This is a genomic window from Nonomuraea sp. NPDC049378 (genome assembly GCF_055586745.1).
The window spans coordinates 277,863-304,740 of sequence record NZ_JBVJHP010000005.1; the positions used below are offsets into that span (position 1 = coordinate 277,863).

The 26,878-nt window shown below is 69.7% G+C and carries 24 protein-coding genes and 3 pseudogenes; 12 read left to right on the forward strand and 15 right to left on the reverse strand.

Annotation, left to right across the window (positions count from 1 at the left end):
- Nucleotides 1-27 precede the first annotated feature (27 nt).
- Together ACZ6SA_RS13370 and ACZ6SA_RS13375 are read right to left on the reverse strand one after the other, a co-directional pair.
- Complete coding sequence (locus tag ACZ6SA_RS13370; RefSeq protein WP_465828071.1) at nt 28-756, reverse strand: YcnI family copper-binding membrane protein; 729 nt, start codon at nt 754-756, stop codon at nt 28-30.
- A 43-nt stretch (nt 757-799) separates the two neighbouring features.
- Nucleotides 800-1,339, reverse strand: coding sequence for an MFS transporter (locus ACZ6SA_RS13375; RefSeq protein WP_347647338.1), 540 nt, complete (start codon nt 1,337-1,339; stop codon nt 800-802).
- 130 nt (nt 1,340-1,469) lie between these two features.
- On the opposite strand from ACZ6SA_RS13375, the gene ACZ6SA_RS13380 reads away from it, so the two are divergent.
- Nucleotides 1,470-1,943, forward strand: a complete 474-nt coding sequence (locus ACZ6SA_RS13380) for a hypothetical protein (protein WP_347647339.1) — start codon at nt 1,470-1,472, stop codon at nt 1,941-1,943.
- Here the strand turns inward: ACZ6SA_RS13380 and ACZ6SA_RS13385 are convergent.
- Genes ACZ6SA_RS13385 through ACZ6SA_RS13395 form a run of 3 tightly spaced genes read right to left on the reverse strand, consistent with a single transcriptional unit; the run spans nt 1,940 to nt 4,297 of the window.
- Nucleotides 1,940-2,689, reverse strand: a complete 750-nt coding sequence (locus ACZ6SA_RS13385; protein WP_347647340.1) for an ABC transporter ATP-binding protein — start codon at nt 2,687-2,689, stop codon at nt 1,940-1,942. The two genes, ACZ6SA_RS13380 and ACZ6SA_RS13385, sit on opposite strands and share 4 nt — an antisense overlap.
- A gap of 2 nt (nt 2,690-2,691) precedes the next feature.
- On the reverse strand, nt 2,692-3,480 hold the full coding sequence (locus tag ACZ6SA_RS13390) for an ABC transporter permease (protein ID WP_465828073.1): 789 nt from the start codon (nt 3,478-3,480) through the stop codon (nt 2,692-2,694).
- The gene (locus ACZ6SA_RS13395; protein WP_465828074.1) at nt 3,473-4,297 is read right to left on the reverse strand and encodes an ABC transporter permease; all 825 of its coding nucleotides are present in this window, start codon (nt 4,295-4,297) and stop codon (nt 3,473-3,475) included. Before ACZ6SA_RS13395 ends, ACZ6SA_RS13390 begins: the two co-directional genes overlap by 8 nt.
- Before the next feature lie 157 nt (nt 4,298-4,454).
- Between ACZ6SA_RS13395 and ACZ6SA_RS13400 the strand changes: the two genes are divergently transcribed.
- The 3 genes from ACZ6SA_RS13400 (at nt 4,455) to ACZ6SA_RS13410 (ending at nt 8,104) form a co-directional block, all read left to right on the forward strand.
- Nucleotides 4,455-5,432, forward strand: coding sequence for an alpha/beta hydrolase (locus ACZ6SA_RS13400; RefSeq protein WP_347647344.1), 978 nt, complete (start codon nt 4,455-4,457; stop codon nt 5,430-5,432).
- Nucleotides 5,433-5,527: 95 nt separating this feature from the next.
- Nucleotides 5,528-6,364 (forward strand): siderophore-interacting protein, encoded by an 837-nt coding sequence (locus ACZ6SA_RS13405; RefSeq protein ID WP_465828076.1) that lies wholly within the window; start codon nt 5,528-5,530, stop codon nt 6,362-6,364.
- Nucleotides 6,365-6,556: 192 nt separating this feature from the next.
- Nucleotides 6,557-8,104, forward strand: a complete 1,548-nt coding sequence (locus tag ACZ6SA_RS13410; protein ID WP_465828077.1) for a serine/threonine-protein kinase — start codon at nt 6,557-6,559, stop codon at nt 8,102-8,104.
- A gap of 100 nt (nt 8,105-8,204) precedes the next feature.
- On the opposite strand, the gene aceA is transcribed toward ACZ6SA_RS13410, so the two are convergent.
- A complete protein-coding gene (gene aceA, locus ACZ6SA_RS13415) occupies nt 8,205-9,488 on the reverse strand; it encodes an isocitrate lyase (protein WP_443155047.1) in 1,284 nt (427 codons plus the stop codon).
- Between the two features lie 260 nt (nt 9,489-9,748).
- A complete protein-coding gene (locus ACZ6SA_RS13420; RefSeq protein WP_347647348.1) occupies nt 9,749-11,686 on the reverse strand; it encodes a ligand-binding sensor domain-containing protein in 1,938 nt (645 codons plus the stop codon).
- A gap of 395 nt (nt 11,687-12,081) precedes the next feature.
- Between ACZ6SA_RS13420 and ACZ6SA_RS13425 the strand changes: the two genes are divergently transcribed.
- From ACZ6SA_RS13425 to ACZ6SA_RS13445, 5 genes are all read left to right on the forward strand, one after another.
- Nucleotides 12,082-14,076, forward strand: coding sequence for a YncE family protein (locus tag ACZ6SA_RS13425; protein WP_465828078.1), 1,995 nt, complete (start codon nt 12,082-12,084; stop codon nt 14,074-14,076).
- Nucleotides 14,077-14,223: 147 nt separating this feature from the next.
- Nucleotides 14,224-15,696, forward strand: coding sequence for a helix-turn-helix domain-containing protein (locus ACZ6SA_RS13430; protein WP_443155044.1), 1,473 nt, complete (start codon nt 14,224-14,226; stop codon nt 15,694-15,696).
- A gap of 33 nt (nt 15,697-15,729) precedes the next feature.
- Nucleotides 15,730-16,656 (forward strand): glucosyl-3-phosphoglycerate synthase, encoded by a 927-nt coding sequence (locus ACZ6SA_RS13435; RefSeq protein ID WP_347647350.1) that lies wholly within the window; start codon nt 15,730-15,732, stop codon nt 16,654-16,656.
- A 76-nt stretch (nt 16,657-16,732) separates the two neighbouring features.
- A complete protein-coding gene (locus ACZ6SA_RS13440) occupies nt 16,733-17,941 on the forward strand; it encodes an acyl-CoA dehydrogenase family protein (RefSeq protein ID WP_465828080.1) in 1,209 nt (402 codons plus the stop codon).
- Nucleotides 17,942-18,459: 518 nt separating this feature from the next.
- A complete protein-coding gene (locus ACZ6SA_RS13445; protein ID WP_347647352.1) occupies nt 18,460-18,624 on the forward strand; it encodes a hypothetical protein in 165 nt (54 codons plus the stop codon).
- A gap of 267 nt (nt 18,625-18,891) precedes the next feature.
- Here ACZ6SA_RS13445 and ACZ6SA_RS13450 read toward each other — a convergent pair whose 3' ends face one another.
- On the reverse strand, nt 18,892-19,368 hold the full coding sequence (locus tag ACZ6SA_RS13450; RefSeq protein ID WP_347647353.1) for a CHRD domain-containing protein: 477 nt from the start codon (nt 19,366-19,368) through the stop codon (nt 18,892-18,894).
- A 164-nt stretch (nt 19,369-19,532) separates the two neighbouring features.
- Between ACZ6SA_RS13450 and ACZ6SA_RS13455 the strand changes: the two genes are divergently transcribed.
- Nucleotides 19,533-19,796 carry a transposase gene (locus tag ACZ6SA_RS13455; protein ID WP_347647354.1) on the forward strand — a complete coding sequence of 88 codons (264 nt, stop codon included), beginning with the start codon at nt 19,533-19,535 and terminating at the stop codon, nt 19,794-19,796.
- Between the two features lie 203 nt (nt 19,797-19,999).
- On the opposite strand, the gene ACZ6SA_RS13460 is transcribed toward ACZ6SA_RS13455, so the two are convergent.
- From ACZ6SA_RS13460 to ACZ6SA_RS13470, 3 genes and pseudogenes are all read right to left on the reverse strand, one after another.
- Nucleotides 20,000-20,290 (reverse strand): hypothetical protein, encoded by a 291-nt coding sequence (locus ACZ6SA_RS13460; protein ID WP_465828211.1) that lies wholly within the window; start codon nt 20,288-20,290, stop codon nt 20,000-20,002.
- Between the two features lie 107 nt (nt 20,291-20,397).
- A pseudogene (locus ACZ6SA_RS13465) lies at nt 20,398-20,583 on the reverse strand (helix-turn-helix domain-containing protein); the annotation flags it as partial.
- Nucleotides 20,584-21,158: 575 nt separating this feature from the next.
- Nucleotides 21,159-22,144: pseudogene (locus ACZ6SA_RS13470) on the reverse strand (IS5 family transposase).
- 172 nt (nt 22,145-22,316) lie between these two features.
- Here ACZ6SA_RS13470 and ACZ6SA_RS13475 point away from each other — a divergent pair.
- Nucleotides 22,317-23,420, forward strand: a pseudogene (locus tag ACZ6SA_RS13475) (IS701 family transposase); the annotation flags it as partial.
- 485 nt (nt 23,421-23,905) lie between these two features.
- Here ACZ6SA_RS13475 and ACZ6SA_RS13480 read toward each other — a convergent pair.
- Complete coding sequence (locus ACZ6SA_RS13480; protein WP_465828081.1) at nt 23,906-24,079, reverse strand: UTRA domain-containing protein; 174 nt, start codon at nt 24,077-24,079, stop codon at nt 23,906-23,908.
- A 231-nt stretch (nt 24,080-24,310) separates the two neighbouring features.
- Nucleotides 24,311-24,457, reverse strand: a complete 147-nt coding sequence (locus ACZ6SA_RS13485) for a hypothetical protein (RefSeq protein ID WP_465828082.1) — start codon at nt 24,455-24,457, stop codon at nt 24,311-24,313.
- Between the two features lie 29 nt (nt 24,458-24,486).
- Between ACZ6SA_RS13485 and ACZ6SA_RS13490 the strand changes: the two genes are divergently transcribed.
- Complete coding sequence (locus tag ACZ6SA_RS13490) at nt 24,487-24,810, forward strand: hypothetical protein (RefSeq protein WP_465828084.1); 324 nt, start codon at nt 24,487-24,489, stop codon at nt 24,808-24,810.
- A gap of 309 nt (nt 24,811-25,119) precedes the next feature.
- Here the strand turns inward: ACZ6SA_RS13490 and ACZ6SA_RS13495 are convergent, their stop codons facing one another.
- Both ACZ6SA_RS13495 and ACZ6SA_RS13500 read right to left on the reverse strand, forming a co-directional pair.
- Nucleotides 25,120-25,695: a hypothetical protein gene (locus tag ACZ6SA_RS13495; protein WP_347647358.1), complete on the reverse strand. Its 576-nt coding sequence runs from the start codon at nt 25,693-25,695 to the stop codon at nt 25,120-25,122.
- 580 nt (nt 25,696-26,275) lie between these two features.
- Nucleotides 26,276-26,824 (reverse strand): hypothetical protein, encoded by a 549-nt coding sequence (locus ACZ6SA_RS13500; RefSeq protein WP_465828085.1) that lies wholly within the window; start codon nt 26,822-26,824, stop codon nt 26,276-26,278.
- Between the last annotated feature and the right edge of the window lie 54 nt (nt 26,825-26,878).

A 26,878-nucleotide genomic window follows, 5' to 3' on the forward strand; every position in this document is an offset into this window, starting at 1 on the left:
GGCGGAGGGGACCCGCGGACGGGGCCGCTAGGCGGTGGGGCGGCGGCGCAGGCCGAGGAACCCGATCACCACGCCGGCCACGCCGGCCACCAGACCCGCGCCGCCCAGCAGGCGGGCCGTCCCGTCAGACGGCGACGCGGCCGCCACGGGGGCGACCGACGGCGTGGCGGCGGCCCCAGCGGTGGATGCCGCCGCGGACGGCGAGGCGGAGGCCGCCCCGTCGCCGGCTGCGGGCACGAGCTTGAGCAGCGGGGCGGGGTGCTCGGCCTCGGTGCCGTCGGCCTTGGGGGCCTCGGACCAGTCGACGACCTCGCCGCCCGAGTAGGTCTGCTTCGTCGGGAACATCAGGGAGTCGGTGCCGGTGGGCAGCTGACCCATGGACACCTCGAACTCCTGGAACTGGCCGGGCTCGATCTTGCCGCCTGACCACACGACCTTGGTGACGGCCTCCTCGAGGTCGCCGTATTCGGTCTTGACCGGCGCGGGCAGCTTGCCCTCGCTGACCTTGACGTCCCACCCGGGCACGGGCTTGACCGACACGAAGGCCAGCGGGTGGTCGGTGGGGAAGGAGACCTCGATCTTGGTGGTCGAGGCGTCGTCGCGCTCGTTCGGCACCCGGAAGGCGACCTTGGTGAACGAGCCCTGCTCGGCGGTGCCGGGCTGGACGGTGACGTGGGCCAGCGCGGGCAGGGCGAGGCCGGCGGTGAGAGCGGTGGCGGCGGCGAGCACGGTCGCCGCACGGCGTGCGAAGGACATGCGGAATCTCCACTTGGTCGGAAGGTGGTAAGGCGTCAGACGGTCAGGCGGGAAGTGGAGGACCACGCCTGGCCACGCAGTGCCGGAAGCCCGGCTGGAGCGGCACCACCCGGCTGCGGACGATCGGTGCGGCGGGCCGCGCGGAGGGCGCGGCGGCGGGGGCGAGCAGCAGCACGAGCCTGCGGCCGATGCGGCGCAGCAGCGACCAGATGGCTGCCTCGCCACGCGAGAGCCACAGGCCGGTGATCAGTGTAGCCGTCAGGTGCGTGAGCAGCATGCCGGTGCCGACGGCCAGGCCGCCCTGGGCGTGGCCGTGCACCGAGACGTAGGAGGCGCCCTCGCCCGCGAACAGCTCGTGCAGCCCGAGTTGCGCGCCGACGAGCACGAGGTTGATCGTCGGGGCCGAGCGCTCCCTGCCGCACAGCGCCAGCCCCAGCGCGGACACGCCCGCGAGCCCGAGCGCGGCGGTCCACGGCGCCGGGGCCGCGCCGCCGCCCAGCACGTGGGCCAGGGCGGCGAGGGTCACGCAGACGGCGGCGAAGGCGGCCGTCCGCGCGAGCCTGAGGGGAAGTCGCGCGCGCATGAGTGTGCCCCATGTTCTCACGGGGCAGGGGCCTATGAGGCCCTGAGGCCGAAGCTGTGCAATGCCTGGGCCGAATATGGCTTTTGTCGCTAGGGTCGTGCCCACCACGTCGACATTGAGGTGAGATACGTTGCGGCACTTAGCTGGATTGCTCATCGGGCTGGTGGTGACGGCGGCTGTGCTGGCCGGCGGGGGATGGGCCGTCCAGCAGGCGGCCGGAAGCTCCGTGGCGACCGCACCCGACAGCCAGACGTTGTGGATCGCGCTGGGCTCGATGGCCGCGGTCGGGCTGGTGGTCGGCCTCGTGGTGGCGGGCCGGGTCTCGCCGCTGGCGACGTTCTTGCCGTCGATGGTGCTGCTGGCCTGGACGGTCGTCTACGCGCTCGACGTGAACAGGGCGCTGTCGTTCATCCCGGCCGAACCCTCGATGCACCAGCTCGTCAGGGAGGCCGGCGCCGGCGCCAGGACGCTGCTGACGACCGGAGTGTTCGCCCTCCTCGGCGTGGCCCTGTTCATCCCCGTGCTGATGCCGTCGCGCTGGTCGAGGCAGGACGACGACCTGGACGAGGAGTACGAGACCACGCCGGAGAGCAGCTACTACTAGCCGGCGCCGCTGCCGGTGTAGAGGCGGGCGACCACGTCCTCGATGCTGGACTGGTCGGGGGCCGTGGCCATCAGGTCGTCGAGCGTCCCGTCGAACGCCAGCCGGCCGTGGTCGATCAGCATGACCCGGCGGCACAGGCGCTCGATGTCGCCGAGGTCATGCGTGGTCAGCAGCACGGTCGTGCCGCGTTCGGCGTTGAGCCGCTTGAGGAAGTCGCGGATGCCGGCCTTGCTGACCACGTCGAGCCCGATCGTCGGCTCGTCGAGCACGAGCACGTCGGGCGCGTGCAGCAGCGCCGCCGTGAGGTCGCCGCGCATGCGCTGCCCGAGGCTGAGCTGGCGCACCGGCGTGCGGATGAACGCGCCGAGGTCGAGCGTGTCGGCCAGCTCGGCGAGCCTCGAACGGAACGCGTTGCGATCTACTTTGTAAAGGTGCCGGATCAGCTCGAAGCTGTCGGCCAGCGGCAGATCCCACCACAACGTCGTACGCTGCCCGAACACCACGCCGATCCGCCGGGCCAGAGTCGTGCGCCTGCGCGACGGATCCAGGCCCGCCACCCGCACGGTGCCCGAGGTCGGCGTGAGGATGCCGCACAACATCTTGATCGTGGTGGACTTGCCGGCGCCGTTGGGGCCGAGGTAGCCGACGAACTCTCCCGGCGACACGGTGAACGACAGGTCGCGCACGGCGTGCACGAGCTTTCTCCTCACCTTGAACGAGCGCCCTGCCCGATCAAGTTCGATCATGGTCAACTCCCCGTGGATCGGTAGTGCCTGATGCCCTGCCGCCAGGCCAGCGCGGCCGCCAGGGCGAGGGCCAGCGCGGCGGCCGGCCCGAGAAAACGCATGAACTCGGGCGTGCCGAGGGGGTCGCCCCTGTCAAGGACGTACAGGCCCGGCTGCCAGTTGACGAAGGCCATCGGCAGCGCGTACGTCACGCCTCTGACCAGGTCGCGGCCGTAGATGCTGAACGGGTACTGGGTGAGCTGCTGGCCGCCGTAGGTGAAGGCGTTGGCCAGCTCCGGCGCGTCCGTGAGCACGAACTGCACCGCGCCGGCCAGCGTCCAGAGCGCGGCGAAGATGGCGAACCCGGTGACCACCATGACGGGGATCATCCAGGCGCGCCGCCACTCGAGGCCGAGCGCCGCGACGGCGTAGCCGAGCACGAGTCCCGCCTGCAGGACGCGGCCGATCCTGTTGGCGTTGAACCGGTCGGCGGTGAGCTGCAGCCACGTGCTCACCGGTCTGATGAGGAACGTGTCGAAGGTGCCGGCCTTGATGTGCTGGCTGACCCGGTCGATGTTGCTGACGAACATGTCGCTGAGGGCGAAGGACACGCCCGCGGCGCCGTACAGGAAAAGCACCTCGTCGCGGGAGAATCCGGCGAGGGTGGTGGTGTTGGCGAAGATGATCAGGACCACGGCGAGTTCGAGCCCGGTCGTGACGAAGCCGAGCACGGTCATCAGCGCGAACGAGGCGGGATATGCGGCGGCGGCGCGGGTCCAGGTCCAGGCCAGCCGGACGTAGGTGCTAACCACCCTGGATCACCACCTTGCGGCGGATCGCCCTGGTGGCCAGCGCGCCGAGCCCGAGCAGGACCGCCGCCCAGAACGCCTGGAACGCGAGCGTCTCCATGACGGGGGCCTTGCCGAGGTAGAGGTCGGTGGGCAACTGGACCATGGCGGCCCACGGCAGGGACCTGGCGACGTCGGCCAGCCAGCCGGGGAAGATGTGCAGGGGCACCATCATGCCGCTGAAGAAGGTGGTGAGCACCATCGACAGCACGGCCACGCCGCGGTCGTCGATGAGCCAGCAGACCGACAGCGCGATCAGGTAGCGCCAGCCGAAGCTGACGACGACGGCGAGCGCGAAGCCGGTCATGAAGGCCGCCCACCTGCCGGGGTCGCCGGGGACGACGACGCCGAACACGGCCGCGCCGACCAGCATGGGCGGGATGCCGCGGACGAGGAAGAGGTAGGCGGCCCTGCCGGCGTCCTCGGCGAGGGTCCAGGCCTGGAGCGGGGCGGGGCGGACGAGGTCGAGCGCGATGTCGCCGCTGCGGATGCGTTCGGGTATGCCGAGGCCGCCGCCGAACAGCTGCATCGGCGCGATGAACGCCTGGGTGACGAAGCAGTACGTGATGGCGTCGGCGACGTCGTAGCCGGCCAGGCCGGGGCGGGCCTGCCACAGCGCGATGAGGATGTAGGCGCGCAGGATGCCGAACACGCTGTTGGTGAAGGCGCCGGCGAGCGCGGCCGCGAGGTAGGTGGCGTGTTTTCTGAAGCCGTACCGGACGAGCCGGGCATAGAGCGGTATGGTTTGGCACCTCCGGGGGGTGATGGCACGGTGACACACCGTGCCCGGACCCGTGCACGGGTCTGCTGGTGAGAAGCAGGAAATTATCCGTCGCGGCCCGGGTGGCCCGCAACGCGTTTTAGCGCTGCGGGGATCTGTTGCTTACTGGCCGGTAGGAGCGGGTGAGAGGGGGAAGGGGACGTACTGGAGGACCGATATGCGGATCGACGGGGACGTAGTTCCTGAATACCCTCTGAGCTGGCAGGCCCGCGCGCTCACCGGTTTCATGCGCGGCACGTTGAAGCCCGCGTCCCTCCTGTTCATGCGCCATCCGCTGGCGCTGGTCTGCGCGGCCAGGCTCGGGGATCTCGCGCGGCTCGTGCAGATGCCGTATCCCGAGCATGTCGCGATCGCGCCGGCGACGCTCTCGTCGTGCGGCGGCGAGTGGGTGCGCGGCGGGGAGGGGCTCGACGAGCGCAAGGTGGTGCTCTACTTCCACGGCGGCGGATACTTCTCGTGCTCGCCGGGCACGCACCGGCCGATCACGTGGCGACTCTCGGCGGCGGCGGGGCGCCCGGTGCTGGCGCTCGACTACCGGCAGGGGCCCGTGCACACGCTGGCCGACTCGCTGGCGGACGCGATGGGCGCCTACGACTGCCTGCTGCGGCGCGGCCACGAGGCCGGGGACATCGTGCTCGCGGGCGACTCGGCGGGCGGTCACCTGACCCTGGCGACTCTGCTCGCGCTGCGCGACCAGGGGCTGCCGCTGCCCGCGGCGGCGATCTGCCTGTCGCCGTGGACGGACCTGACCGACGCTCCGCGCCACGCGAACCGCTGGCAGGACCCCATGCTGCCGGCCGGCCGGGTGCGCTGGCTGGCCCGCAGATGGACCGCGGGGCTTGATCCGCGGGATCCGCTGGTGTCGCCGGTGCACGGCGACTTCACGGCGCTGCCGCCTCTCATGATCGTGACGGGGTCGACGGAGGTGCTGCGCGACGAGGGCAAGCGTGTCGCCGAGCGGGCGCGCCAGGCCGGGGTGCCGGTCAGGTACGAGGAATGGGACCGCATGCCGCACGTCTTCCCGATCCTGGCGGACGTGCTGCCGGAGGCGCGGCTGGCATTCCGGCACATGGCGACGTTCCTGGGGGCGGTGGCCGGCCGGCCGGGTTCGCTGGGGGATACGGCGGCGGCTTGAATAGTGCGTGTCCCTTTTCCGGCGATCGGCATGCGGCGGCAGATCGACACCATGTAAGGTTAGGTATGCCTAACATGAGTCAGGGGGCTGTGCGAATGGCTGAAAAGCCCACAGATCATCATAAAGGCGTCGTCCTGCGGACCGAGTGGATCTCGCGGCACATGGTCCGCGTCGTGCTCGGGGGCGACGGGTTGTCCGGCTTCGCCACCACGGGGCTCACCGACCACTACGTGAAGCTGGTCTTCCCGTACGACGACGTGGACTATCCCGAGCCGTTCAGCGTGAAGGCGTGCCGCGAGACCATGCCGCGCGAGCACTGGCCACGGCTGCGCACCTACACCGTGCGCGCCTGGGACCCCGACGCGCGCGAGCTGACCCTCGACTTCGTCGTGCACGGTGACGAAGGGCTGGCCGGGCCGTGGGCCGCCGCGGCGAAACCGGGCGACGTCCTGCTCATGCTCGGCCCCGGCGGCGGCTACGCGCCCGACTCCGAGGCGGGCTGGCACCTCCTCGTGGGCGACGAGAGCGCGCTGCCCGCGATCGCGGCCTCGCTCCAGGCGCTGCCCGAAGGGGCGCTCGCGCACGTCCTGGTGGAGGTGGACGGGCCCGGCGACGAGCAGAAGCTCGACACCGCCGCCGACGCGCGGATCCTGTGGCTGTATCGGAGCGACCGTCCCGTGGGCCACGCGCTGGTGCGGGCGGTGCGGGAGCTGGACTTCCCCGAGGGCGACGTGCACGCGTTCGTGCACGGGGAGGCGGGGTTCGTCAAGCAGCTCCGCCGGCACCTGCGGCTCGAGCGGGGCGTCCCGCTGGACCGGCTCTCCATCTCCGGCTACTGGCGCGCGGGGGTGGACGACGAGGGCTGGCGGGCGGTCAAGAAGGACTGGAACCGCCAGGTCGAGGCGGAAGAGGCGGCTGCGATCGCCTCCTGATCACCAGGGGCACGACGCCACTCCCGTCACACGGCTTCCTCACCTCGGAGGAACGAACGCCTTACCTCTGATACCGCTTGCGCAAGACATGCGGAAAGCCTGCCTGGATGCGGTCACAGTGTGCTGTGCCGTGTTCCAGACAGGAAGGGCGAAACCCGGATGGCGCGTGGTGCGAGCGACCTGCCTGCCGGCGTGCGACCGCTTACGGTGGGCGACCCGGTCATCATCGGGCGATACCTGCTGCTGGGCCGCCTCGGCGCGGGCGGGATGGGAATCGTCTATCTGGCCGAACACCCTCGGGGTGGCCTGGTGGCGCTCAAGACACCACATACGGTGCATCTCAACGATGCCACGTTACGCGCCCGCTTCGCCGAGGAAGTGGCCTTCTCGCGCAGACTGGTGCCGTTCTGCACGGCGGCCGTCGTCGAGGACGGCGCCGACCAGGGCCGGCCCTACCTGGTCACCGAGTACATCCCGGGCCCCGCGCTCTCCCAGGTCGTCCTGGCGCGGGGACCGCTGACGCCGGACCGCGCCTACGGTGTGGCGCTCGGCGTCGCCGCCGCGCTGGTCGCGGTCCACGAGGCCGGGCTCGTGCACCGGGACCTCAAGCCGGGCAACGTGCTGCTGTCCACGAAAGGGCCGCGGGTCATCGACTTCGGCATCGCCCGCGACGTCGACACGCTGTCCGCCCACACGCAGGCCGGGCAGGTCATGGGCAGTCCCGGGTGGGTGGCGCCGGAACGGCTGACGGGCCGGCCGGCGGGCATGGGCGCGCTGCCGGCGTCCGACGTGTTCGCGTGGGGGTGTCTGGTGGCGTTCGCCGCCACGGGGCACCACCCGTTCGGGAGCGGGGAGGCGGATGTGCTGACCCGGCGCATCCTGTTCGAGCCGCCGCGGATCGAGGGCGTGCCCGCCCTGCTGCGGCCCGCCGTCGAGGCGGCGCTGGCCAAGGATCCCGCCGGCCGGCCCGGGGCCGCCGACCTGCTGCGGGTGTTGCTGGCCGCCGGCGGCGTGGGCGATCCGTGGGATCTGCGCCAGGCGGTCGACGAGGTGCTGGCAGAGATCTGGACCCCCGTGCCGTACCCGCCAGGAGGGGGGCGGGCAGGGCACGGGGGCGCCGGGACAGGGCCCGGCGCGCTCGCCGCCGAGGCAGGGCTGGAACGGTCCCGCAGGCGCCGGAGGGCGAGGGCCGGAGCGAGCCTGTCGCACGCCAGCTTCGCCGCGCTGGCCACGGTCTCGATCGCGGCCATCACCGTGATCGCGGCGTCCGGGGCGGACGGCGCGCCCGTCGGGGGCGGCTCGCTGCTGTCCGGTGACCCGCCGGCCGCCGTGCGCTCGGAGGTCAGCGGCGCGTCCACCGCGCGCCCCGCCGCCACCCCGGCAGGGCGCGTGCCGCCCACCCGCACCGCGCCGGCGACGGCGCCCGCCACGCCCACGGTGTTCGTCACGCGCACCCGTACGAAGGAGGACGTGCGCAGCCCGTCGCCCCATCGGCGGGACACGTTCCGGCCGCCGGGCGGCCACCCGTCCGGCGTCGCCAGGCCGGAGGAGCCCCGCGAGGACGGCCCCGGCGCGTGCGCGGACCCGGCCGGCAGGAGGCGCGGCCCCATGGCCAGGCGGGACTGCCCGCGGCCGTCATCGTCGATCACCACGATCCCCCAGGACGGGCCCGGCGAGTCTCCGGGTCCCTCCACGCCCGGCCAGGACACCCCGACGCCGACGCCCACAGGCCCCTCATGAGGAAAGGCCGCGCCAGTGCCGGGGAGGACTGGCGCGGCCTTTCCTTCGAGACGCCGGGGAACCCTCGCATGCCCTGGAGGTGGCCGGCGCGTTCAGACGCTCAGCGGGCGAACTGCTCCTCCTCGGTGGAGCCCTTGAGCGCGGTCGTCGAGGAGTCGGGGGCCACGGCCGTGCTGACCAGGTCGAAGTAGCCGGTGCCGACCTCGCGCTGGTGCCGGGTCGCGGTGTAGCCGCGCGCCTCGGCGGCGAACTCCGCCTCCTGCAACTCCACGTACGCCGGCATGCCGTCGCCGGCGTACCCCTGGGCCAGGTCGAACATGGAGTGGTTGAGGGAGTGGAATCCGGCGAGCGTGATGAACTGGAACTTGTACCCCATGTGCCCCAGTTCCCGCTGGAACTTGGCGATCGTGGAGTCGTCCAGGTGCTTCTTCCAGTTGAAGGACGGCGAGCAGTTGTAGGCGAGCATCTGCTCCGGGTGCTCGGCCTTGATCGCCTCGGCGAACTCGCGGGCCACCTGCAGGTCGGGCGTGCCGGTCTCCATCCAGAGCAGGTCGGAGTACGGCGCGTACGCCAGGCCGCGCGCGATGCACGCCTCCAGGCCGTTCCTGACCCGGTAGAAGCCCTCCGCGGTGCGCTCGCCGGTGGTGAAGGCCTGGTCGCGCGGGTCCACGTCACTGGTCAGCAGCGTCGCGGCCTGGGCGTCGGTCCGCGCGATGATCAGTGAGGGGACGCCGCAGACGTCGGCGGCGAGGCGGGCGGCGTTGAGCGTCTTGATGTGCTGGCCGGTGGGGATCAGCACCTTGCCGCCGAGGTGGCCGCACTTCTTCTCGGAGGCGAGCTGGTCCTCCCAGTGCACGCCGGCGGCGCCGGCCGCGATCATGCCCTTCATCAGCTCGAAGGCGTTCAGCACCCCGCCGAACCCGGCCTCGGCGTCGGCCACGATCGGCGCCAGCCAGTGCGGGCTCTCGACACCCTCCGACCAGGTGATCTGGTCGGCCCGCAGCAGCGCGTTGTTGATCCGGCGCACGACGGCCGGCACGGAGTTGGCCGGGTAGAGGCTCTGGTCCGGGTACGTCTGCCCGCCCAGGTTGGCGTCGGCCGCCACCTGCCAGCCGGACAGGTAGATCGCCTTCAGGCCCGCTCTCACCTGCTGGACGGCCTGGTTGCCGGTCAGCGCGCCGAGGGCGGCGACATAGTCCTCGGTGCGCAGCAGGCCCCACAGCCGTTCGGCGCCGAGCCGGGCCAGCGTGTGCTCCTCCTGGACGCTGCCGCGCAGCCGGATCACGTCGCCGGCGTTGTAGGTGCGCTCGATGCCCGCCCAGCGCGGGTCTCCGTCCCATTCGTCCTGCAGCTGCTCCGCAGCTCCCTTGAGGCGATCCGTCATGATCACTCCTTCGTCGTCCCCTGGGGCTTACGCCGAGTCTCTGCCCCCGGACACCCGGTCGAAAGTCGGTAACAACGATAAGATTCGAGGAAATCTCCAGAATATGCACTACTTGCCAGTATTCTGCGGAGAAGAATTCACGAGTTTTCGCCGAACCGGTCTCCTCGTGATCGTTCGCCGTCTCCGGTGTCGCGGCGGACACGAGAACGGCCACCACGCGCCCGGTCAGAGCCGGATCACGTGGTGGCCGATGGCCGATGTCACCCCTTGCCGCTGATGGCGATGCGCACCAGGTTGCGGCCCTTGACTCCGTACAGGGCGCGGCGGGACGGGTCGAGGGCCAGCTTGGGCTCGCCGCCGAACCACTGACCCGCCAGCCCGGTCACGATGGCCTTCGCGGTGAACCTCGCCAGGTCGATCTTGTACACCTTGTCGCCGTCGCCGCAGTACGCCACCCGGCCCACGACGAACAGGTCCCCGCCCTTCGCGCCGACCTGGAGCGTACGGGTGACCTTCCGGGTCCGCAGGTCGAACTCGAAGACCACGCCCGTGCTCGCCATGCCGTACACGTGCCTCGGGCCGAGCGCGAGCGCGGAGAGGTAGCGGGCGCCGGGGACGGGCTCGACCTCCCACAACAACGCGCGCGCCGACAGGTCGTAGGCGGCCAGGCGCGCGGTGGAGGTGACCGGCGGCAGGCCGAGGCCCTCCTGGGTGAGCGTGCCGAGATAGGCGATGCCCTTCCGGGTGACGACCGAGTAGACCGTCTGGCGCTCGACGGCGGGGCGCTGGGTGACGTACTCGCCGGTGCGCGGGGAGTAGAAGGACAGCGCGCCGTTCATGTGCCCGGGCTCGGGCTGGGTCGGCATCACGAGCACGCCGGTCCGGTCGTCGTAGGCGAGGTCGCGCGGCCGGTCCTGCTGGTTGCCGGTGCGCGCGAGCAGCTTGGCCTCGGCGTCGCCGGCGCGGTGGGAGTAGAGCGCGGCCTGCGTGTAGACGCCGAGATAGGTGGTGCCCGCGACGGTGAGCATGGTCTTGGGCTCGCCGGGGATGGACAGCCGGGTGACCGCGCCGGTGGCCAGGTCGTGGATGTCGGCGCCGCTCTTGCCGCCGACGTAGACGCGCTCGCCGTCGGAGTGCACCGACATCGGCTCTTCCGCCGCCGCGCGGAAACCGCGCTGCACCAGGTTGCGGTACTCCAGCGCGCCGCTCGCCGGATCGTAGACGAACACCGCGTTGTCCTGCACGCCGTAGATCCGGCCCTCATGGGCCAGGATGCGGTGGGTGGCGGCCTCGAAGTACGGCACGCCGAGGACCTCCAGCTCGCCGGTGTCCAGCCGGCAGCGGTAGAAGGTGCCGGTGGGGCGCCCCGCGAAGTAGACGTGGCCGTCGTGGATGAGGACCGAGACGATGTACTTCTCGCCCGGGGCCGTGGCCTTGACGACCCTGTGGTCGGACGGGTCGGCCTTGTTCAGGATGATCAGCTCGGCGAGCGAGTTCATGCCTCCGGCGATGTGGGTGTCGGAGACGCTCATGCTCGACACCCAGTCGCGGTCGGCCAGCTCCGACGGCAGCAGGTCGCGCCGCTCGCCGGTGGCCCGGTCGATCGCGATGAGATGGGCGTTGGCGCCGACGCCGGCGTAGACGTGCGTGTCGTCGGCCTGGATGGCGCGTACGTACGCCTCGCCCGGCACGGCCTCGCCCAGGTCGCGGACGGTTCCGGTGGCGGGGTCGTACTCCTTGACCTTGCCCGGCTCCGAGGTGCCCAGATAGACCTTGCCGTCGGGCGCGGCGGCGAGCGTCCAGATGAAGTGGTCGGGGACGGAGGCGACCTTGGTGACCGAGCCGGCCACCGTGTCCAGCTTGTACAGGTCGGACTTGGCGTGGGTGCCGACGTAGACGTCGGTGCCGACCCTGCACATCGCCCATACCCCGATGCCCGTGGGGATGTCGAAATGGGCGGTGACCGAATCCTCGGCCAGGTCGTAGGCGCCGACCACGTTGGGCGACAGCCCGCGCGATCCGGCGTAGAGCACGCCGCCGACGAACTCGGCGTTGCCGAGAGGGCTGGCGACGCTGGCGGGGCCCAGGTCGGTGAGCGTGCCTTCGGCGGGTGGGGCGGCGTGGACGGCTGTGGCCGGCAGGCCGGAGGCCACCGTGGCGACGGCGGCAGCCTGCAGGAATCGACGGCGGGGGATCATGTGCGGCTCCCTGGTGCGGTTTCGCCGCACGTTATAACGGCCTGGGCCGTAATGTCCAGATCGTAAACGTGCCCCGCGGCTCGCGCCCCGCGGCCTCGATCCCGGGCCGGTGCGAAGGCCGGGGCGGATCGGAACCGGCCGGCCCGGTCCGGAAGGCGTGACCCTTTCCGGGCCGGAGGGGCGAGCCCGATCCGGCCGCCGGGATCGGTTCGGGCCGTCGGATGGAGATTCGGCCGAGACCGTTATCAAGCGTGTCCGGGGAAGCCGAGGATCGTGCATCGGGTCCGTGCGGACCATGTCGTGCGGGTCGGCGGCGGTCGGCCCGTTGACGGGAGATGCTCACAAGGTTACGGTCTGGACCAAAATAAGGCACAAATGAACGAGAGGCCCTGGGCATGCTCCGATCCCTGCTCGTCGTCGTGGCGGGCCTGTTACCCGCTCTCGTCTCACCCGCCGCCGCCTCGGCAGCCCCCTACGCCGCCCCCTCGCGGTGCGGCGGGCAGGCGGTCACCACGTACGGACCGGCCTCGGTGACCGGGGCCGTCGTCGGGGCCGCCGTCCACGAGGGCCGCGCCTACGTCGTCACCCGCGGCCCCAAGCCGCCCGTGCTCGCCGAGATCGACCTGAGCACCCGCGAGGTGGCCAGGAGCGTGACGCTCCCCGACGGCCCGGCCGACGGCGAGCCCGAGGGCGGCTGGGCCGTCGCCGTGTCCGGCGGCAAGGTCTACGTCGGCACCTATCCCGTACCCGACCTGTACGCCTTCGACATCGCCACAGGAAAGGTCGAGCACCTGCACTCCTTCGGCGGCGCCGGCGGCTTCGTCTGGAGCCTGGCCGCGGCCCCCGACGGCACCCTCTACGCGGGCACCTCCCCCGACGGGCGCGTGTGGGAGTACGTCCCGGAGACCGGCGCGGTCCGCCGCTACGACGTGCCGGCTCAGGGCGAGCACAACGTGCGCGCGGTGGCGGCCGACGACCGCTACGTCTACGCGGGCCTGCTGGAGAAGCAGCTGCTCGTGCGGATCGACCGCGAGAGCGGCGCCGTACGGCAGCTCGCGGCCGGCGGAGCCGCGATCGGCGTCGTCGCGCTCAACGGTGACCGGGTCCTGGCCGCCGCCGGCGGCGAGCTGATCGACGTCCGCAAGGACGGCACGGACCTGCGGCGGATCACCGTCGAGTCCGGGCTCCTGGACGCGCTGACCACCGCCGCGGACGGCTCCGTCCACGCCGCCTCCCGCCCCGACGGGACCGTCTACCGCTACCGGACCGGCGACACGGCGCTCACCAGGGTCATCGCCCCGCCGTCCTACGGCGACGAGACCCGCCTGCTCCACGTGACCGGCGAGAACACGCTGCTGTCCGTCGCCGGCAGCGGCGGGTTGTGGTCGCTCGACGCGGGCACCGGCGCGGCCGAGTTCACCGACCTGATCGACGCGGGCCTGCCGCCCGGCGCCGAGCGCACGCAGAGCATGCTGCTCGTCCCCGGCCGCGCCGTGTACGCCGGCGGGCACTTCGCCATGGAGATCCGCGACCTGCGCACCGGCGAGCGGCGCAGGATCCGGGTGCCGGGCGAGCCCAAGGCCATGGTCGGCAACGGGAACAAGGTCTACGCCGCCATGTACCCCACCGGCGAGATCATCTCCGTCGACGTGCGCACGGACGAGGTCCGCAGCCTCGGCTACCTGGGCCACGACCAGAAGCGGCCCTGGGACATCGAGTACGACCCCCGCTCCGGCAAGCTCCTGGTCGCGACCGCGTCGTTGTCGGCGAGCATCAGCGGCGCGCTGTCGGTGGTCGATCCGCACACCGGCGAGACGGACGTGTACCAGGGGGTCATCCCCGGCCAGAGCCTCATGAGCCTGACGCTCGACGCCGAGCGGGGCGTGGTCTACCTGGCCGGCGACGTGTTCGGCACCAGCGCGCCGTCCGCCTCCATAGCCGCCTTCGACCTCGCCCGCCGTACCGTCCTGTGGCAGGACGAGCCGGTGCCGGGCCAGCGCACCTTCCAGGACGTCAAGCTGCACGGCGGGCTGTTGTACGCGTCGTACAAGCGCGACTCGGGAGCCTGGATCGCCTGGGACCCCGAGACCCGGCAGGTCGTCCGGCAGGGCACGCTGTCCGGCTACGGCGAGCTGACCGTGCACCGGGGCCGCCTGTTCGCCTCGGTCTTCCGGGGTGGCGGCAACGCGTACGAGCTCGACGCCGAGCGCGGGGCCACGCTGCTGGCCACCGGGATGGGCGACGAGTGGCACACCAACCCGCAACTCCACTTCGAGCCCGGATCCTGGAACGCCTGGGCGATCGCGGGCCGCGACCTGGCACGGATCCGGCTGGACCCGCGCTGCCCGCCCGTGACCGTCCCCGCTCCCGGGGCCAAGGTTCCGGCCTGAACCGGAACGTTGCATGGGCGCCCGCCGGCGGATCGGCGCCGGGCCGATCCGCCGGCGCGGAAGGCGTGCGTGAGCCGCCCGCGCCGGGCTCGCGGCAGCAAGGCGAAGGCTAGAAAATGGCTCGTTTTTCTGCCTAAGATGCCGCATATGGGGCCGTTGCTCGGTGAAGAACCGCTGTCTTTGACGCAGGAGCTGGATCTGATCGCCTTCGGCCAGCGCCTCCGCCACCTGCGTAAACAGCGCGGCCTCACGCTGTCCGACCTGGGATCGCGCGTCGGCAGGGCGCCCAGCCAGCTGTCACTGCTGGAGAACGGCAAGCGCGAGCCCAAACTGTCGCTGCTCAAGTCGCTGGCCTCCGCCCTCGGCGTCCCCGTCGAGGAACTGCTGCGCCGCCAGCCGCCCAACCGCCGCGCCCAGCTCGAGATCGCGCTGGAGGAGGCCCAGCGCGACCCCATCTACGCGGGGCTCGGCCTGCCGCGGCTGAAGGTCTCCGCGCGCGTGCCGAACGACGTGCTCGAACACCTCCTCGGCCTGTACGGCGAGCTGCGCGCCCGGCAGGCCCGCGGCACCGCCACCCCGGAGGAGGCCAGGGTCGCCAACGCCGAGCTGCGCCGCCGCCAGCGGGAGGTGGGCAACTACTTCCCCGACATCGAGAAGGCCGCCGCCCAGGCGCTCGACGCCGTCGGCTACCGTACGGGCGCCCTGTCGCAGAGCATGATCCAGGGGCTGGTCACGCACTTCGGGTACACCGTGCACACCGCCCAGGACCTGCCGCGCTCCGTGCGCTCCATCACCGACCTCCGCCACCGCCGCATCTACGTCAAACACGAGCAGCTCGGCATGCACACCCCGCGCACGATCCTGCTCCAGACGCTCGGCCACCTCGCACTAGGCCACGACAAACCCCGCGACTTCGCCGACTTCCTGCGCCAGCGCACCGAGGCCAACTATTTCGCCGCCGCCGTGCTCGTCCCCGAGCGGGCCGCCGCGCCCTACCTCCAGGAGGCCAAGTCGCAGCGGGCGGTGTCGGTGGAGGACCTGCGCGACGTGTTCGCGGTGTCGTACGAGATGGCCGCCCACCGCTTCACCAACCTGGCCACCCACCACCTGGGCCTCGTCTGCCACTTCGTGCGCAACGACGCCGGAGGCATCATCTACAAGGCGTACGAGAACGACGGCATCGTCTTCCCCGCCGACGAGCAGGGGGCCATCGAGGGGCAGCGCATGTGCCTGCAGTGGTCGGGGCGGCAGGTGTTCGCCTCACCCGACCGGTTCTCGGTGTACTACCAGTACTCCGACTCGCCCACCGGGACCTACTTCTGCGTGGCCCACGTCGATCCGTCGCGCGAGCGGGACTTCGCCATCACGCTGGGGGTGCCGTACAAGGAGTCGCGCTGGTTCCGGGGGCGCGAGACCACCAACCGCACCCGTTCCGGCTGTCCCACCGGTGACTGCTGCCGCCGCCCGCCCGCCGGGCTGGCCGAACGGTGGGAGGGGTACGCCTGGCCGTCCGCCCGCGCCAACTCCCATGTCCTGGCCGCGCTGCCGCCGGGGTCGTTCCCCGGCGTGGACGAGGCGGACGTCTACACCTTCCTGGAGCGCCACGCCACCACCCCCTAAGCTGAAATGTGGGGATACGGGGGGAGGGGTCGCATGCTGCCTGAGGTGCGTGGATGGTTGCGACGCCGTACTTCGTGCGTCACGGACTGGCCGCTCGGGGACCTGGTGGCCGCCAAGGGTGCGACCACGGTGAGCGTGGTGCTCCCGGCTCGCGACGAGCGGGAGACCGTGGGGGAGATCGTCACGGTGATCCGGCGGGAGCTGGGCGCGCTCGTCGACGAGGTCGTGGTCATCGACTCGCGTTCCACCGATGACACGGCCCTGGTGGCCGCGCGGGCCGGCGCCACGGTGCACGCTCAGGACGAGATCCTGCCGCAGCTCAAGCCGCTCGACGGCAAGGGGGAGGCGCTCTGGAAGTCGCTGGCGGTCACGTCGGGGGACGTGCTGGTGTTCGCCGACGCCGATATCCGGAAATTTCATCCTTCACTGGTTTTCGGGCTGCTCGGACCGATCCTCGCCGACCCGAGCGTGGTGTACGCCAAGGCCTGTTATGACCGTCCCCTGAACGGGTCCTCGAACGGCGGCGGCCGCGTCACCGAACTGGTCGCCCGCCCGCTGATCAACCTCCACTGGCCGCGGCTGGCCGGGTTCGTGCAGCCGCTGGCCGGCGAGTACGCCGGCCGGCGCTCCGCCCTGGAGCGGGTGCCGTTCCTGACCGGGTACGGCGTGGAGCTCGGGCTGCTGATCGACCTGCTCGAGCTGGCAGGTCTGGACGCGTTCGCGCAGGTGGACCTGGGCTCGCGGGAGCACGCACCGCAGTCGACGGAGGCCCTGGGAGGGATGGCGTCCCAGATCATGCTGGCCGCGTGGTCACGGCTGGAACGCCAGGGCAAGATCGAGGCGTGCCACGTGCCGTCGCTCCGGCTGGCCCAGTTCCGCAGGGCGGCGGACGGGCACGACGTCCTGCTGACCGACATCGGCATCGCCGAACGCCCGCCGATGATCACGATGGCGGCCTGAGCCCCTGATCGACGGCTTCCTGATCGGTCTACCCGCCGGTAGGGTGTTACCGCCGGTAACGAGCAAGGGGTCCCGCATGAGCGCTTTCTGTCCCGAGCCCAGCGACGACGTGGCCGAGGTACGCGACTGGGTGCACGCGTTCGCCCGCGACGTGATCCGCCCGGCGGGCGCCGAATGGGACGAGCGCGAGGAAACCCCGTGGCCGGTCATCCAGGAGGCGGCCAAGATCGGGCTCTACTCGCTCGACTTCTTCGCCACCCAGTGGTTCGAGGAGAGCGGGCTGGCGCTGCCGGTGGCGTTCGAGGAGGTCTTCTGGGGCGACGCGGGCATCGGCCTGTCCATCGTCGGCACCGGGCTGGCGGCCGCGGCCCTGGCCGGCAACGGCACGCCCGAACAGGTGGGGGAGTGGCTGCCGCAGATGTTCGGCTCGGAGAGCGACGTCAAGCTGGGCGCCTTCTGCGCGTCGGAGCCCGACGCCGGGTCCGACGTCGGCGCCATCCGCACCCGCGCCGTGCCCGACGGTGACGACTGGGTGCTGGACGGCGTCAAGGCGTGGGTCACGAACGGCGGCATCGCCAACGTGCATGTGGTCGTCGCCTCGGTCGACCCGTCACTCGGCACCCGCGGCCAGGCCTCCTTCGTCGTCCCCCCGGGCACGCCCGGCCTGTCGATGGGGCAGAAGTTCCGCAAGCACGGAATCCGCGCCTCGCACACGGCCGAGGTCGTGCTCGACCGCGTCCGCGTACCGGGCTCGTGCCTGCTGGGCGGCAAGGAGAAGCTGGAGGCCCGGCTGAGCCGGGTGCGCAACGGGGAGCGGGCGGGGGAGCAGGCGGCGATGCGCACGTTCGAGACCACCCGCCCGGCCGTCGCCGCGATGGCCGTGGGCATCGCGCGGGCGGCCTTCGAGTACGCCAGGGACTACGCGCGCGAGAGGGAGCAGTTCGGCCGCAGGATCGGATCGAACCAGGCGATCGCCTTCCTGCTGGCCGACATGGCCACCCGCGTCGACGTCGCCCGCCTGCTGACCTGGCGGGCCGCCTGGATGGCCAGGAACGGCAGGCCCTTCGAGCAGGCGGAGGGCTCGATGTCGAAACTGGTGGCGGGAGAGACGGCGGTGTGGGTGACCGAGCAGGCCGTCCAGATCCTGGGCGGCGCCGGCTACACGCGCGACCATCCGGTCGAGCGCTTCCACCGCGACGCCAAGATCTTCACCATCTTCGAGGGCACGTCGGAGATCCAGCGCCTCATCATCGGCCGGGCGGTCACCGGCCTGCCGGTCCACTGAGAACGCCGCACGTCGAAGGGATGGCGTGTCCGCAGGACCATCATCGCGGCACACCGCCCCTGACCGATCCCTCGCCGCTGTGTGACTTGCAGTTCTGTCTCAGTTCTGTCTCAGCGGCTTCGGGTGGCCGGAACTGTCGGTCAATGGCCTCGCGGACGCGGTCGTGCGACGAAGGCAGCATGTGAGCGCAGACACGGAGAGTAAGTGCCGGGTCGGCGTGGCCCTAGTACTCGGAGAGATCCTTGATCGTCACACCACCTGCCAGAGTGACGCTGGCGAAGTAGTGACGGAGCTGGTGTGTGCCCTGCTGCCGGGTGGTGAGGTACCGCCGACGGAAGGGTGTACGGCCGTGGGGCGTGGGCGTCGATCGCGGAAGTGCGTGGTGCGAAGCCGCGCGAGATTCAGGAGGCCTGGGTCATGAGTCGTTCGAGACGACTCTGATCTACCTGCATTCTCGGGACCAACTGGAAAGAGAATCTTCCCAGTTGGTGGCGTCGGCGATCGAGTAGGAGGTTGGCGTGCCCAGGTCGAGATCGAGCGCGCTGGACAAGGCGGCGTGGATGCACCACTGCGGCGCGATCAACCTGGGCACGTGGACGGGCCGCGCGGTGTGCGGTGGGTGCCGGTTCAGTGTGGACCATGCCGAAAATGTCGAGCAGTACCGGCTCGTCCGCGCTTGGTGATCAGGGTATGGGGATTCTTCGCATGCGTCGCGCGTCTGCGCATTCGAAACGCTGGTCACGCTAGATTCACAAGTCCCAGCTGCACACTGACGCGTGAGCGCTTCGCATTGGATAGGTCCGAATGTTGATCTTGTTAGCGTCAATCTTAGACGTTTCCGCTGGTAACGACATAATGACAAGGCCTGAGAGCCGGTGAACCGTCGCGTCACCGGCTCTCTGCTACGCCCCCGCTCATCCGTTCTCAGCGCCACGCACGTGACGCCCGCCTCAGTAGAGCTGGCCGCGGATGGCGCCGTCCGGGAACTCCTCGTTGTGGACGTTGGCGTAGAACTGCCTCGGACTGTGGGCGATGGCCTTCAATTCGCCGAAGGTCAGAGTGGTATCGGCGTTGTCGGCCGTCTGGCGTTTCATGGCGCGGATGCACTCGCTCGCGAAGCCTTCGCTGGGCGCCTTCAGCGTCACCACGATCGGACCCGCCACCCCTTCCCTGCCTCTGTGGATGTGCGCCGCGGTCGCGGGCTCGATGTTGTGTGCGGTGATGACATAGCAGAGCGACGATCCGATCACCTTCCAGGCGAAGGTGCCGACACCGTCCGGATCGCCGGGGCCGGGAACCTCTTGTTCTCCGGTCATCTCGACGAACCGGAAGGGCGGCGGAGTGTGGCTCGTGGTCGCGCTGGCTGTACCGGGAAATACGGCCATTGCTGCGGCGAGTGCCGGAAGTAGGACGAATGACCTGATCAAGACAAGCCTCCTTGATAGCTATATGTAGTGATTGATTACGCTCTGTAGTCACTCTTTTCCGAGGTCTACCGGATCGAACCCCGCTGTGATGACCGGGTTTCCTAAAGAAAGCGTGATCACAACCGATTTATGGCTATATGCCCAATTCGGCGTAGCCTCCTGTCGTGAACGTCTGGCGCGGACCCTGCGGCATCGAAGTAGAGGTCATCGTGCTCGACCAGTCCCCACGCTTCCGCGTCACGCAGACAGTGTGTGGCCGCCGCTACCTGGTCGCCTACTGCTCCCGCGTCCAAGAGGTCGCCGAGCACGTCAACTTGGCCGACCTGTGCGAGGTCATCGACTTCTCGGCCAAGCGCGACAGAAGTGTTGCTGCTCGAACCGGGGCACTTTCTTGTACCGGTCGCGGACGACCTCGACCGGAGGGCTGAGTCCATGGAGTTAGGCCCGGCCAAGAGGGACGGGCCCTCCGCATACGACGGGGCGTGACCGACTATGCGGGCAGATCCCACGCGATGGGTGAATCAGCGCCAAGGCGTACCCACTGCCGTTCCGGCGTCACGGTGAAGGTGAACGCCGACATGTGCGGTCTGCCGGCGTCCAGCCACGTGCCCAGCGCCCGCTCCACCCGGCCTCACAGCCGATGCGGCCCGTACTGGTGGACCTCCCACTCGCTCGGCTCCGAGGGCCGGACGTCGGCGTGCGAGCCCGACTCCACGGCTGAGCGGACCTTGTGGGCTTGGGTGCGTTCGGCTCCGTCGTCGAACCGGGCGACGTGGTAGTGCGCGGATCGGACGAGTGCGGGCAGCAGGTGCGCGAGGTCGTCGTACCGGTCGGCGTGGTAGGCGCGGTTGACGGCGGCCGCGGCGTCGATGAGGCGGGGGAGTGCGACGTCGTCGTGGTCGGCGGTGCCGATGACGGGCATGCCGTTGAGCCCGATCGGGGGATGAGCGCGGCCCGCATTTCGGTGAGTACGGTGTCGTCGCCGGTGTCCACGGTGGGGCGCGGTGACCCCGCCGCGACGAACCAGACGGTGGTGACGCCGAGGACCTTCGCAATCTGGCGGTAGGTCTCCATGCGGGCGGATCCGCCCTGCTCGATCTTTTTGATGACAGGTACGGAGAGGCCCGCGCGTTCGGCGAGATCTTCTTGCGTGAGTCCGCGCCGCTTGCGCAGCTCCCGTAGTCTCGCGCCGGGCTCCGTGCTAGCGTCGTGCATGGCCCTGCGCCTCCTGAGTCTTCTACGCAAAGCTCAAGCTAAGTCGCGGGGCTCTTTCGTGCGAGACCTTCGGGAGTTAAGTTAAGGCCTCTTGATTTGCTGAGGGATTGTTAGGAGAAGTCTGGCCCAGGCGGTGTGGGGCTCGGCCAAGGAGGGCTCGAGGTCCATGGACCAGGCTCAACGGCATCGATTTCGTCCAACTTGGACAAGATCATATCTACTCGTCGTCGAATTTCCGCGTCAGGCACTATGCCTGCCTCAATGTCCTGCACGAGCAGTTCGATCCAGCGCTCCGCCGAAGTCAGTTCGCTGTGCTTCTGAGCTGCGACTGCTGCACGCTCTGGAGCTCGCAGTGCAGCTGCGCCTGCAGATACGGCGGTCGCGATGAAGGACACGATGATTACGGCAGTGCGGAATGCTGGGGAAAGATCCTCGTCGATCGCGACTGTCCCTCCGACTAATGCCGACCCAGCCGCAGCAATGACGGGAAGCCACTGGGCGAACCTAGACCATCGCTTCTGGTCTTTTGCGTGTCGGTCTCTTTGGGCCCTAGGGCCTGTACGGAGTTCGGATCTTTAGGCCGGCCGGAGGCTGCGGAGCCATAAGACGGCTCCTCGGAGATGAAGACCGGCCAGGTAACTGTCGGGGGTCTTGTCGAACCGGAAGGCCAGCCCACGCCACTCCTTGATCCGATTGACGCACCGTTCCACGGTGTTGCGCTCCTTGTAGAGATCCGGATCATGACGGACTGGCCGGCCGCCACGAGAACCACGCCTTTTGCGGTTGGCTGCCTGGTCGACCTTCTCCGGGATGACCGCCTTGACTCTGCGCTGGCGCAGGTAGGCGCGGTTGCCGTGGGAGGAGTACGCCTTGTCGGCGGCCACCGCGCCCGGCCTGGTACGCGGACGGCCGACCGGCAGGCGGATCCTGATGCGCTTCAGCACCGCGCGAAACTGCGGGCTGTCTCCCGCCTGACCGGGAGTGAGAACGAAGGACAGCGGACGGCATCGCCGGTCAGCCGACAGATGCACCTTGCTGGTCAGCCCGCCCCGCGAGCGACCCAGCTTGGCCACCTTCAGCCGGAACCTGTGCCCACGTCGCAGGCGCCGGCGCGCGTTCCCCTCTCCGTCGTCGGGGCCATCGTCACCGGCGTTTTGCCCCTTTGGCGTAGCCCCTTTTCCTGCTCGGCCGCCTTACTCAGCGCTGCGGCCAGCTCGCCGTCCAGCGCCATCCCAGCAGCGTGATGGTGGGCACGGGCCGTGGTGGAGTCCACGCTGACCACGTCGAGGTCTGCCTGACCACGGGCCGCAGCCTCAGCGATCATCGCCTGCATCAACTGCTCGAACACCCCGCTCACCGCCCACGAGCGGAACCGGTCATAGACCGTGGACCAGGGCCCGTACTCTGCGGCGGGCAGGTCCCGCCACGGGCTGCCGGTCCGAAACCGCCACATCACCGCGTTGAACTGCTGCCGCAGGTCCGGGATCGGGCCTCGCTCGCCCAGCGGCAAGTGAGGCTCGATCAAGGACCACTCCTCGTCAGTGAGGTCTCCACGCGCCATGGCGAAGACCTACCAGGATCGCGGATCGGAGCGCAGGAAATCCTCCTGATCTCAACTCCGTACAGGCTCTAATACTCCAGCCGCACTTCGAGGTTCGGGCTGGTCGAAGTCCCGAACGTGAGACGGCCATCGCCGAGACCATGGGGTTGTGACGCTCCAAGGTGATCGGACGATGGCCGTGTCGTCCACGGTAGCCCAGGCCGGTCCAGCATGTTGGGACGATGCACTGGATGAGTTGTTCTCCCAGGTGCTGGCACCGTTCTTCGGGCGGCGCGAGCCGCGGTTGCGGGCACGGGCCTGCCTGGAAGGGTTGCTGAGTGATCTGGAACGGAAGAACGGCTGGTCGCTGGCCGAGTACGCCGGGGACACCTGTCCCGATGGGATGCAGCGACTGTTCAACCACGCCCGGTGGGACGCCGACCAGGTCCGCGATGCGCTGCGAGCGCAGGTCGGCGAGCGATTCGGTGACCTGGCGGGGGTGCTGGTGATCGACGACACCGGGTTCGAGAAGAAGGGCGGCTGCTCGGCAGGGGTGCAGCGGCAGTACACCGGCACCGCCGGGAAGATCACCAATTGCCAGATCGGCGTGTTCGCCTCCTACAGCACACCCAGCGGGCGGCGGGTTCTGATCGACCGGGAGTTGTACCTGCCCGCGGCCTGGTTCGCTGCGCCGCACCGCCTGGCCGAGGCCGGAGTGCCGCCGGACACGGTCTTTGCGACCAAGCCCGAGCTGGCCTGGAAGATGATCGAGCGGGCCGCCGACGATGTGCTGCTCAGCTTCGGCTGGGTCACCGGCGACGAGGCCTACGGCGACAATCCGGTCCTGCGTGAGCGGTGCCGCAGCCGCGGCCTGAGCCAGGTCTTCGCGGTCTCGTGCGACCATCCGATCACCGTGGCCGGTGCCAAGACCCGCGCCGACCGGGCTGTCTCCGCCCTGCCCGCCTCAGCTTGGCAGCGCTACTCCTGCGGCCAGGGCGCCAAGGGGCACCGTTTCTACGACTGGGCCTGGATCACGCTCGGCGAGCACGGCGCCCATGACTGGCTGCTGGCCCGCCGCTCGATCAGCGACCCCTGCGAGGTGGCCTACTACCGGTGCTGGTCCACCGGCCCGGCCGCTCTGACCGCCCTGGTCCGCGTGGCAGGAGCCCGCTGGAGCATCGAGGAGTGCTTCCAGGCCACCAAGAACGAGGCAGGGCTCGACCACTACCAGGTCCGTAAGCACATCGCCTGGTACCGGTACGTCACCTTGGTCATGGTCGCCCACGCTCACCTGGCGTTCCTGTCCGACTCGACAACCGCTCCGCACCCCACACAGGGGGCCCACGGGCGGACAATCACCGCCGGAGCCCGCATACCCGGCCGGCCCCGACGAGTCCCACGACCTGATCTCGCTCACCGTCAACGAGATCCGTCGTCTCCACACTCGTCTCCATCGACGCCACCATCCCGCCGAGCATTATCTGCGCTGGTCACACTGGCGACGCTGTCACCAAGCCCGCGCCCGCCGCTGCCACTATCAACGCCAGCGCAGACTCCTCGATCCCTAAGTGCGGCTGGAGTACTAACGTGCTCCCTGGCCAGTTCCAGTGCCCTGCGGAGTGGCTCGATCGATGTGGGCGTGGTCGGCATGGCGGCTCCCTTGGACCGCTGTCTAACGCTTACGCCCCCGAGAACCATATGGAAGCACGTCTCCTCGAGTTCGTATAGGCCTTTATTGGATCGTTCCAGAATGCATGCATGCAGGTATGGGCCAATTGCTACTCAATGGGCCAAGGTGGTGGGAATCTGGGGCGAAGTGAGCGGCAGCAGCTGAAAGGGCTGACCGGTGTTGTTGTAGCTGATGCGGGTGATGTGCAGCAGGGGACTGCCGCGGCTGACCCTGAGTTTCGACGACTCTTCTTGGCTGGCTGGGCGGATGCGGGTGTGCAGGTCCACGACGCCGGACGGTCGCCGTGGCCGGCGTCGCCGGGTGGCTGTGGTACTCGGCTGCGCACTGGCGGCGTCACCGCCGCCTGCCGCTGCCCGGCCGTACGGACAAGCTCGACATCGAGCCGCCCGAGGTCGTCGTTGAGCAGGTGGAGTTGAACCCCGAGGTGCAGCAGATCATGAGGCGGTTCAACGAGCGGCTGGCCACCAAGGGCGGCCGGGCGCGCACATCGGCTACTTCTACGACCTGCAGCCCGCGCACTGGGCGTTCTTCACGAAGTCCGGCGGCATGCGGCACGGCATCATCGTCGGTGACTCCGAGGCGGGCAAGTTGCGGTCGGTGGAGACGCTGATCAGCCTGGCCCACCTGTCCGGCCAGATCGCCACGGTGGCTGCTCGACCCGCAGGGCGGCAGCATGCCGGACTGGAACGGCCGCACCCACCGCTGCGCCCTCGGCGAGGACGACTGCATGGGCGAGCTGGAGCTGTGGCACTGGGTGATGCGCCGCCGCGTGCGCCACCTCGCGCGGATCCCGTGGGTGGACGAGGACGGCGACAAGCGGACGGGCAAGACGCACCTGGCGTCCGGTGACCCCGACGCCGGCGGCATGACCGGGATCTTCTTCGTCCTGGATGGCCGCGATCATCGACGTGCTGGCCGATGCGGAGGGCATGGCGCTGGAGCTCGGGGAGCTGCTGCACCACGTGCTCAAGCGGCGGGTGGCGGCTCCACCGAGTGAGATCCACGCGCAGCTCAAGCGGCTCGTGAAGGACGGGCGGGTGTGGCCGGTCAAGGACGGAAGAGAGGCGTACGCCCTGCCTGAGAAGATCCTGGAGCGTCTGGAGGCGAAGTCGTCATCGCGGCCGGCGCGGCCCTGGTGGCGCTGGAGAGGCTCGACGGGGAGTGGTCGGCATCGCGCTGACCGTCGTCGTGGTCTGGATGTTCTCGGTCGCTACGTGGGGCCTGCCCGGAGGCTCGGTGCTGCTGGTGTCGGGCCTGGCGGTTCCGGTCGCATTCGGCCGTCGCGGTAGATGAGGCTGGCTGATCCTCAGGCGCAGGAAGACACCTTCCTCGCTCCACGTCCTTGGAGATAAATCTCCGGGGCAGTGACTTCCTCCTGCTGCCACGGAAGCCAGGTCTCGACTATTCGGGCTTGTTCCCCCGGGGCTGGCACGGACCAGAGGCGACCGTCGATCGTGTTGTGAAGACCGAACCTGATTCTCTCATCTTGCAATGCCGGGTCGTCTGGCAATGGGACCAAAAAGTCCACCTCGGTGCACGCGGGGATGGTAAAAGGCGAGAGGTACAGGACCAACCCCGGTCTCTCCCGCGGGAATATCCTGCCCTCCACGATCACGGGCACGGTGTTGCTGTTCTGCATCGTGTATGTGGTGGTGTAGCGGGGCTGCTCGTCCGCTACAGAACTCGTTGTTGCACTGTAGGCCGTTACACGATTTGCGAGCTGCTGCGCTGCCAGCGCTGCTTGCTGTTCGCTGATCTCTAGTGCGTTCAGGGCGATGAAGAGCGCTGGCACCGCCGCAACACCCGCCAGGACGGTGCCGACCGCAGTCCACACTTGAAGCGCCCGCCCTTCTCGTGGCTGGGCTTGCTTCGCTCTTCGCATGCGCGCTCGTTCGGCGGCACGAATGGTGGCCTTCGCGGTTGGCCGAGGATGCCGGGGACTGATACGCACGTGCACGGCCCGTCGAGGCGTCGAAGGCTCGGCGAGGCGGTGGAGGAAGCGGGCGAGGCGTCGGTGGATGGGCAGCATGCCCTCAATCGTGCCGCCCGCGTCAACCTGCGGGGCGTGTCCTTCTATGCGGCTCGACGGGGCCGTGGTCGGCATTGTGTTGACCGTCGTCGCGGCCTCGGCGTCTCGGCCGCCTCTAGGGTCTGGCAGGCGGCAGTGCGCTGGTGCTGTCTTAGCCATCTCATCCTTGATGCGCAAGACGCGTCTGACGCGTCATATGCTGCGTGACAAGTCATGGGGAAGCATGACAAATAACGGCTGAGGTTGAAGAGCGGCGGCTGGCTAACGGAGGGGCAATGGTGGCGGAGAAGCACCTGACTCCGGAGGACTTGGCGGAGCGGGTGGGTGTGCCCATCTCGACGGTGTATCAGTGGAACTCTCATCATCGGCCGGGCGGTCACCGGTCTGCCCGTGAGGTAAGGGTCGCGCGGGTCCGAGTGATGCGCCGATCGGGTCAGCTGATGCTGTTCACCCAGATGCCGATGGGAATGGACAGGGCAGCCGACAGGAGCAGGCCGCTGAGGAAGAAGGCCCACTCCCGTCGTCGAGCGGCGCGAATGGTCTGCTTGGTCTCGCCGACGAGGATGGTGCGGATGTCCTCGGCTTGGTCCTTGTTGAGTTCGAGGAGCCGCTGCTGGTGCTCGGCTTCGGCGAGAAGCGCGTCGCGGGTCGCGCGTTGGGCTTCGAGGTCACGCTGGAGCTCGACCATCAGGGCGGCCGCTTCCGTGAAGGACGCGTTGACGGCCTGGATGCGTCGCGTCAGGCGTTCGCCGGGATCCTCCACAGCCTCTGCGAGCCGGGAAGGCCGGCTGGTCGCCATGAGATACCCGAACACCACCACCCCGGCTGCTTCGATCGAGATCAGAGCGATCACGATGGGGGTCGGCACGGTGAAGTCAGGGTAGGTCTTGGTCAGTTGCCCGACGCCATAGCCTGCGCCGATGAAGGTGACGGCAGCCAGCGTGCCTATGGCGAGTCCGATGACGAAACGACGGCGGTCCACTAGATCATTTCATCGTGCCGGTGGGTGCCGATGTCGGCTTGTGACCAGATTGCT

What these genes read in the sequence shown, in the direction of transcription:
- ACZ6SA_RS13370 (WP_465828071.1), bottom strand. Translation starts at nt 756, where the DNA reads ATGTCCTTCGCACGCCGTGCGGCGACCGTGCTCGCCGCCGCCACCGCT.
- ACZ6SA_RS13375 (WP_347647338.1), bottom strand. Translation starts at nt 1,339, where the DNA reads ATGCGCGCGCGACTTCCCCTCAGGCTCGCGCGGACGGCCGCCTTCGCC.
- ACZ6SA_RS13385 (WP_347647340.1), bottom strand. Translation starts at nt 2,689, where the DNA reads ATGATCGAACTTGATCGGGCAGGGCGCTCGTTCAAGGTGAGGAGAAAG.
- ACZ6SA_RS13400 (WP_347647344.1), top strand. Translation starts at nt 4,455, where the DNA reads ATGCGGATCGACGGGGACGTAGTTCCTGAATACCCTCTGAGCTGGCAG.
- ACZ6SA_RS13405 (WP_465828076.1), top strand. Translation starts at nt 5,528, where the DNA reads ATGGCTGAAAAGCCCACAGATCATCATAAAGGCGTCGTCCTGCGGACC.
- aceA (WP_443155047.1), bottom strand. Translation starts at nt 9,488, where the DNA reads ATGACGGATCGCCTCAAGGGAGCTGCGGAGCAGCTGCAGGACGAATGG.
- ACZ6SA_RS13420 (WP_347647348.1), bottom strand. Translation starts at nt 11,686, where the DNA reads ATGATCCCCCGCCGTCGATTCCTGCAGGCTGCCGCCGTCGCCACGGTG.
- ACZ6SA_RS13425 (WP_465828078.1), top strand. Translation starts at nt 12,082, where the DNA reads ATGCTCCGATCCCTGCTCGTCGTCGTGGCGGGCCTGTTACCCGCTCTC.
- ACZ6SA_RS13430 (WP_443155044.1), top strand. Translation starts at nt 14,224, where the DNA reads ATGGGGCCGTTGCTCGGTGAAGAACCGCTGTCTTTGACGCAGGAGCTG.
- ACZ6SA_RS13435 (WP_347647350.1), top strand. Translation starts at nt 15,730, where the DNA reads ATGCTGCCTGAGGTGCGTGGATGGTTGCGACGCCGTACTTCGTGCGTC.
- ACZ6SA_RS13440 (WP_465828080.1), top strand. Translation starts at nt 16,733, where the DNA reads ATGAGCGCTTTCTGTCCCGAGCCCAGCGACGACGTGGCCGAGGTACGC.
- ACZ6SA_RS13460 (WP_465828211.1), bottom strand. Translation starts at nt 20,290, where the DNA reads ATGCCCGTCATCGGCACCGCCGACCACGACGACGTCGCACTCCCCCGC.
- ACZ6SA_RS13490 (WP_465828084.1), top strand. Translation starts at nt 24,487, where the DNA reads ATGCCGGACTGGAACGGCCGCACCCACCGCTGCGCCCTCGGCGAGGAC.
- ACZ6SA_RS13495 (WP_347647358.1), bottom strand. Translation starts at nt 25,695, where the DNA reads ATGCGAAGAGCGAAGCAAGCCCAGCCACGAGAAGGGCGGGCGCTTCAA.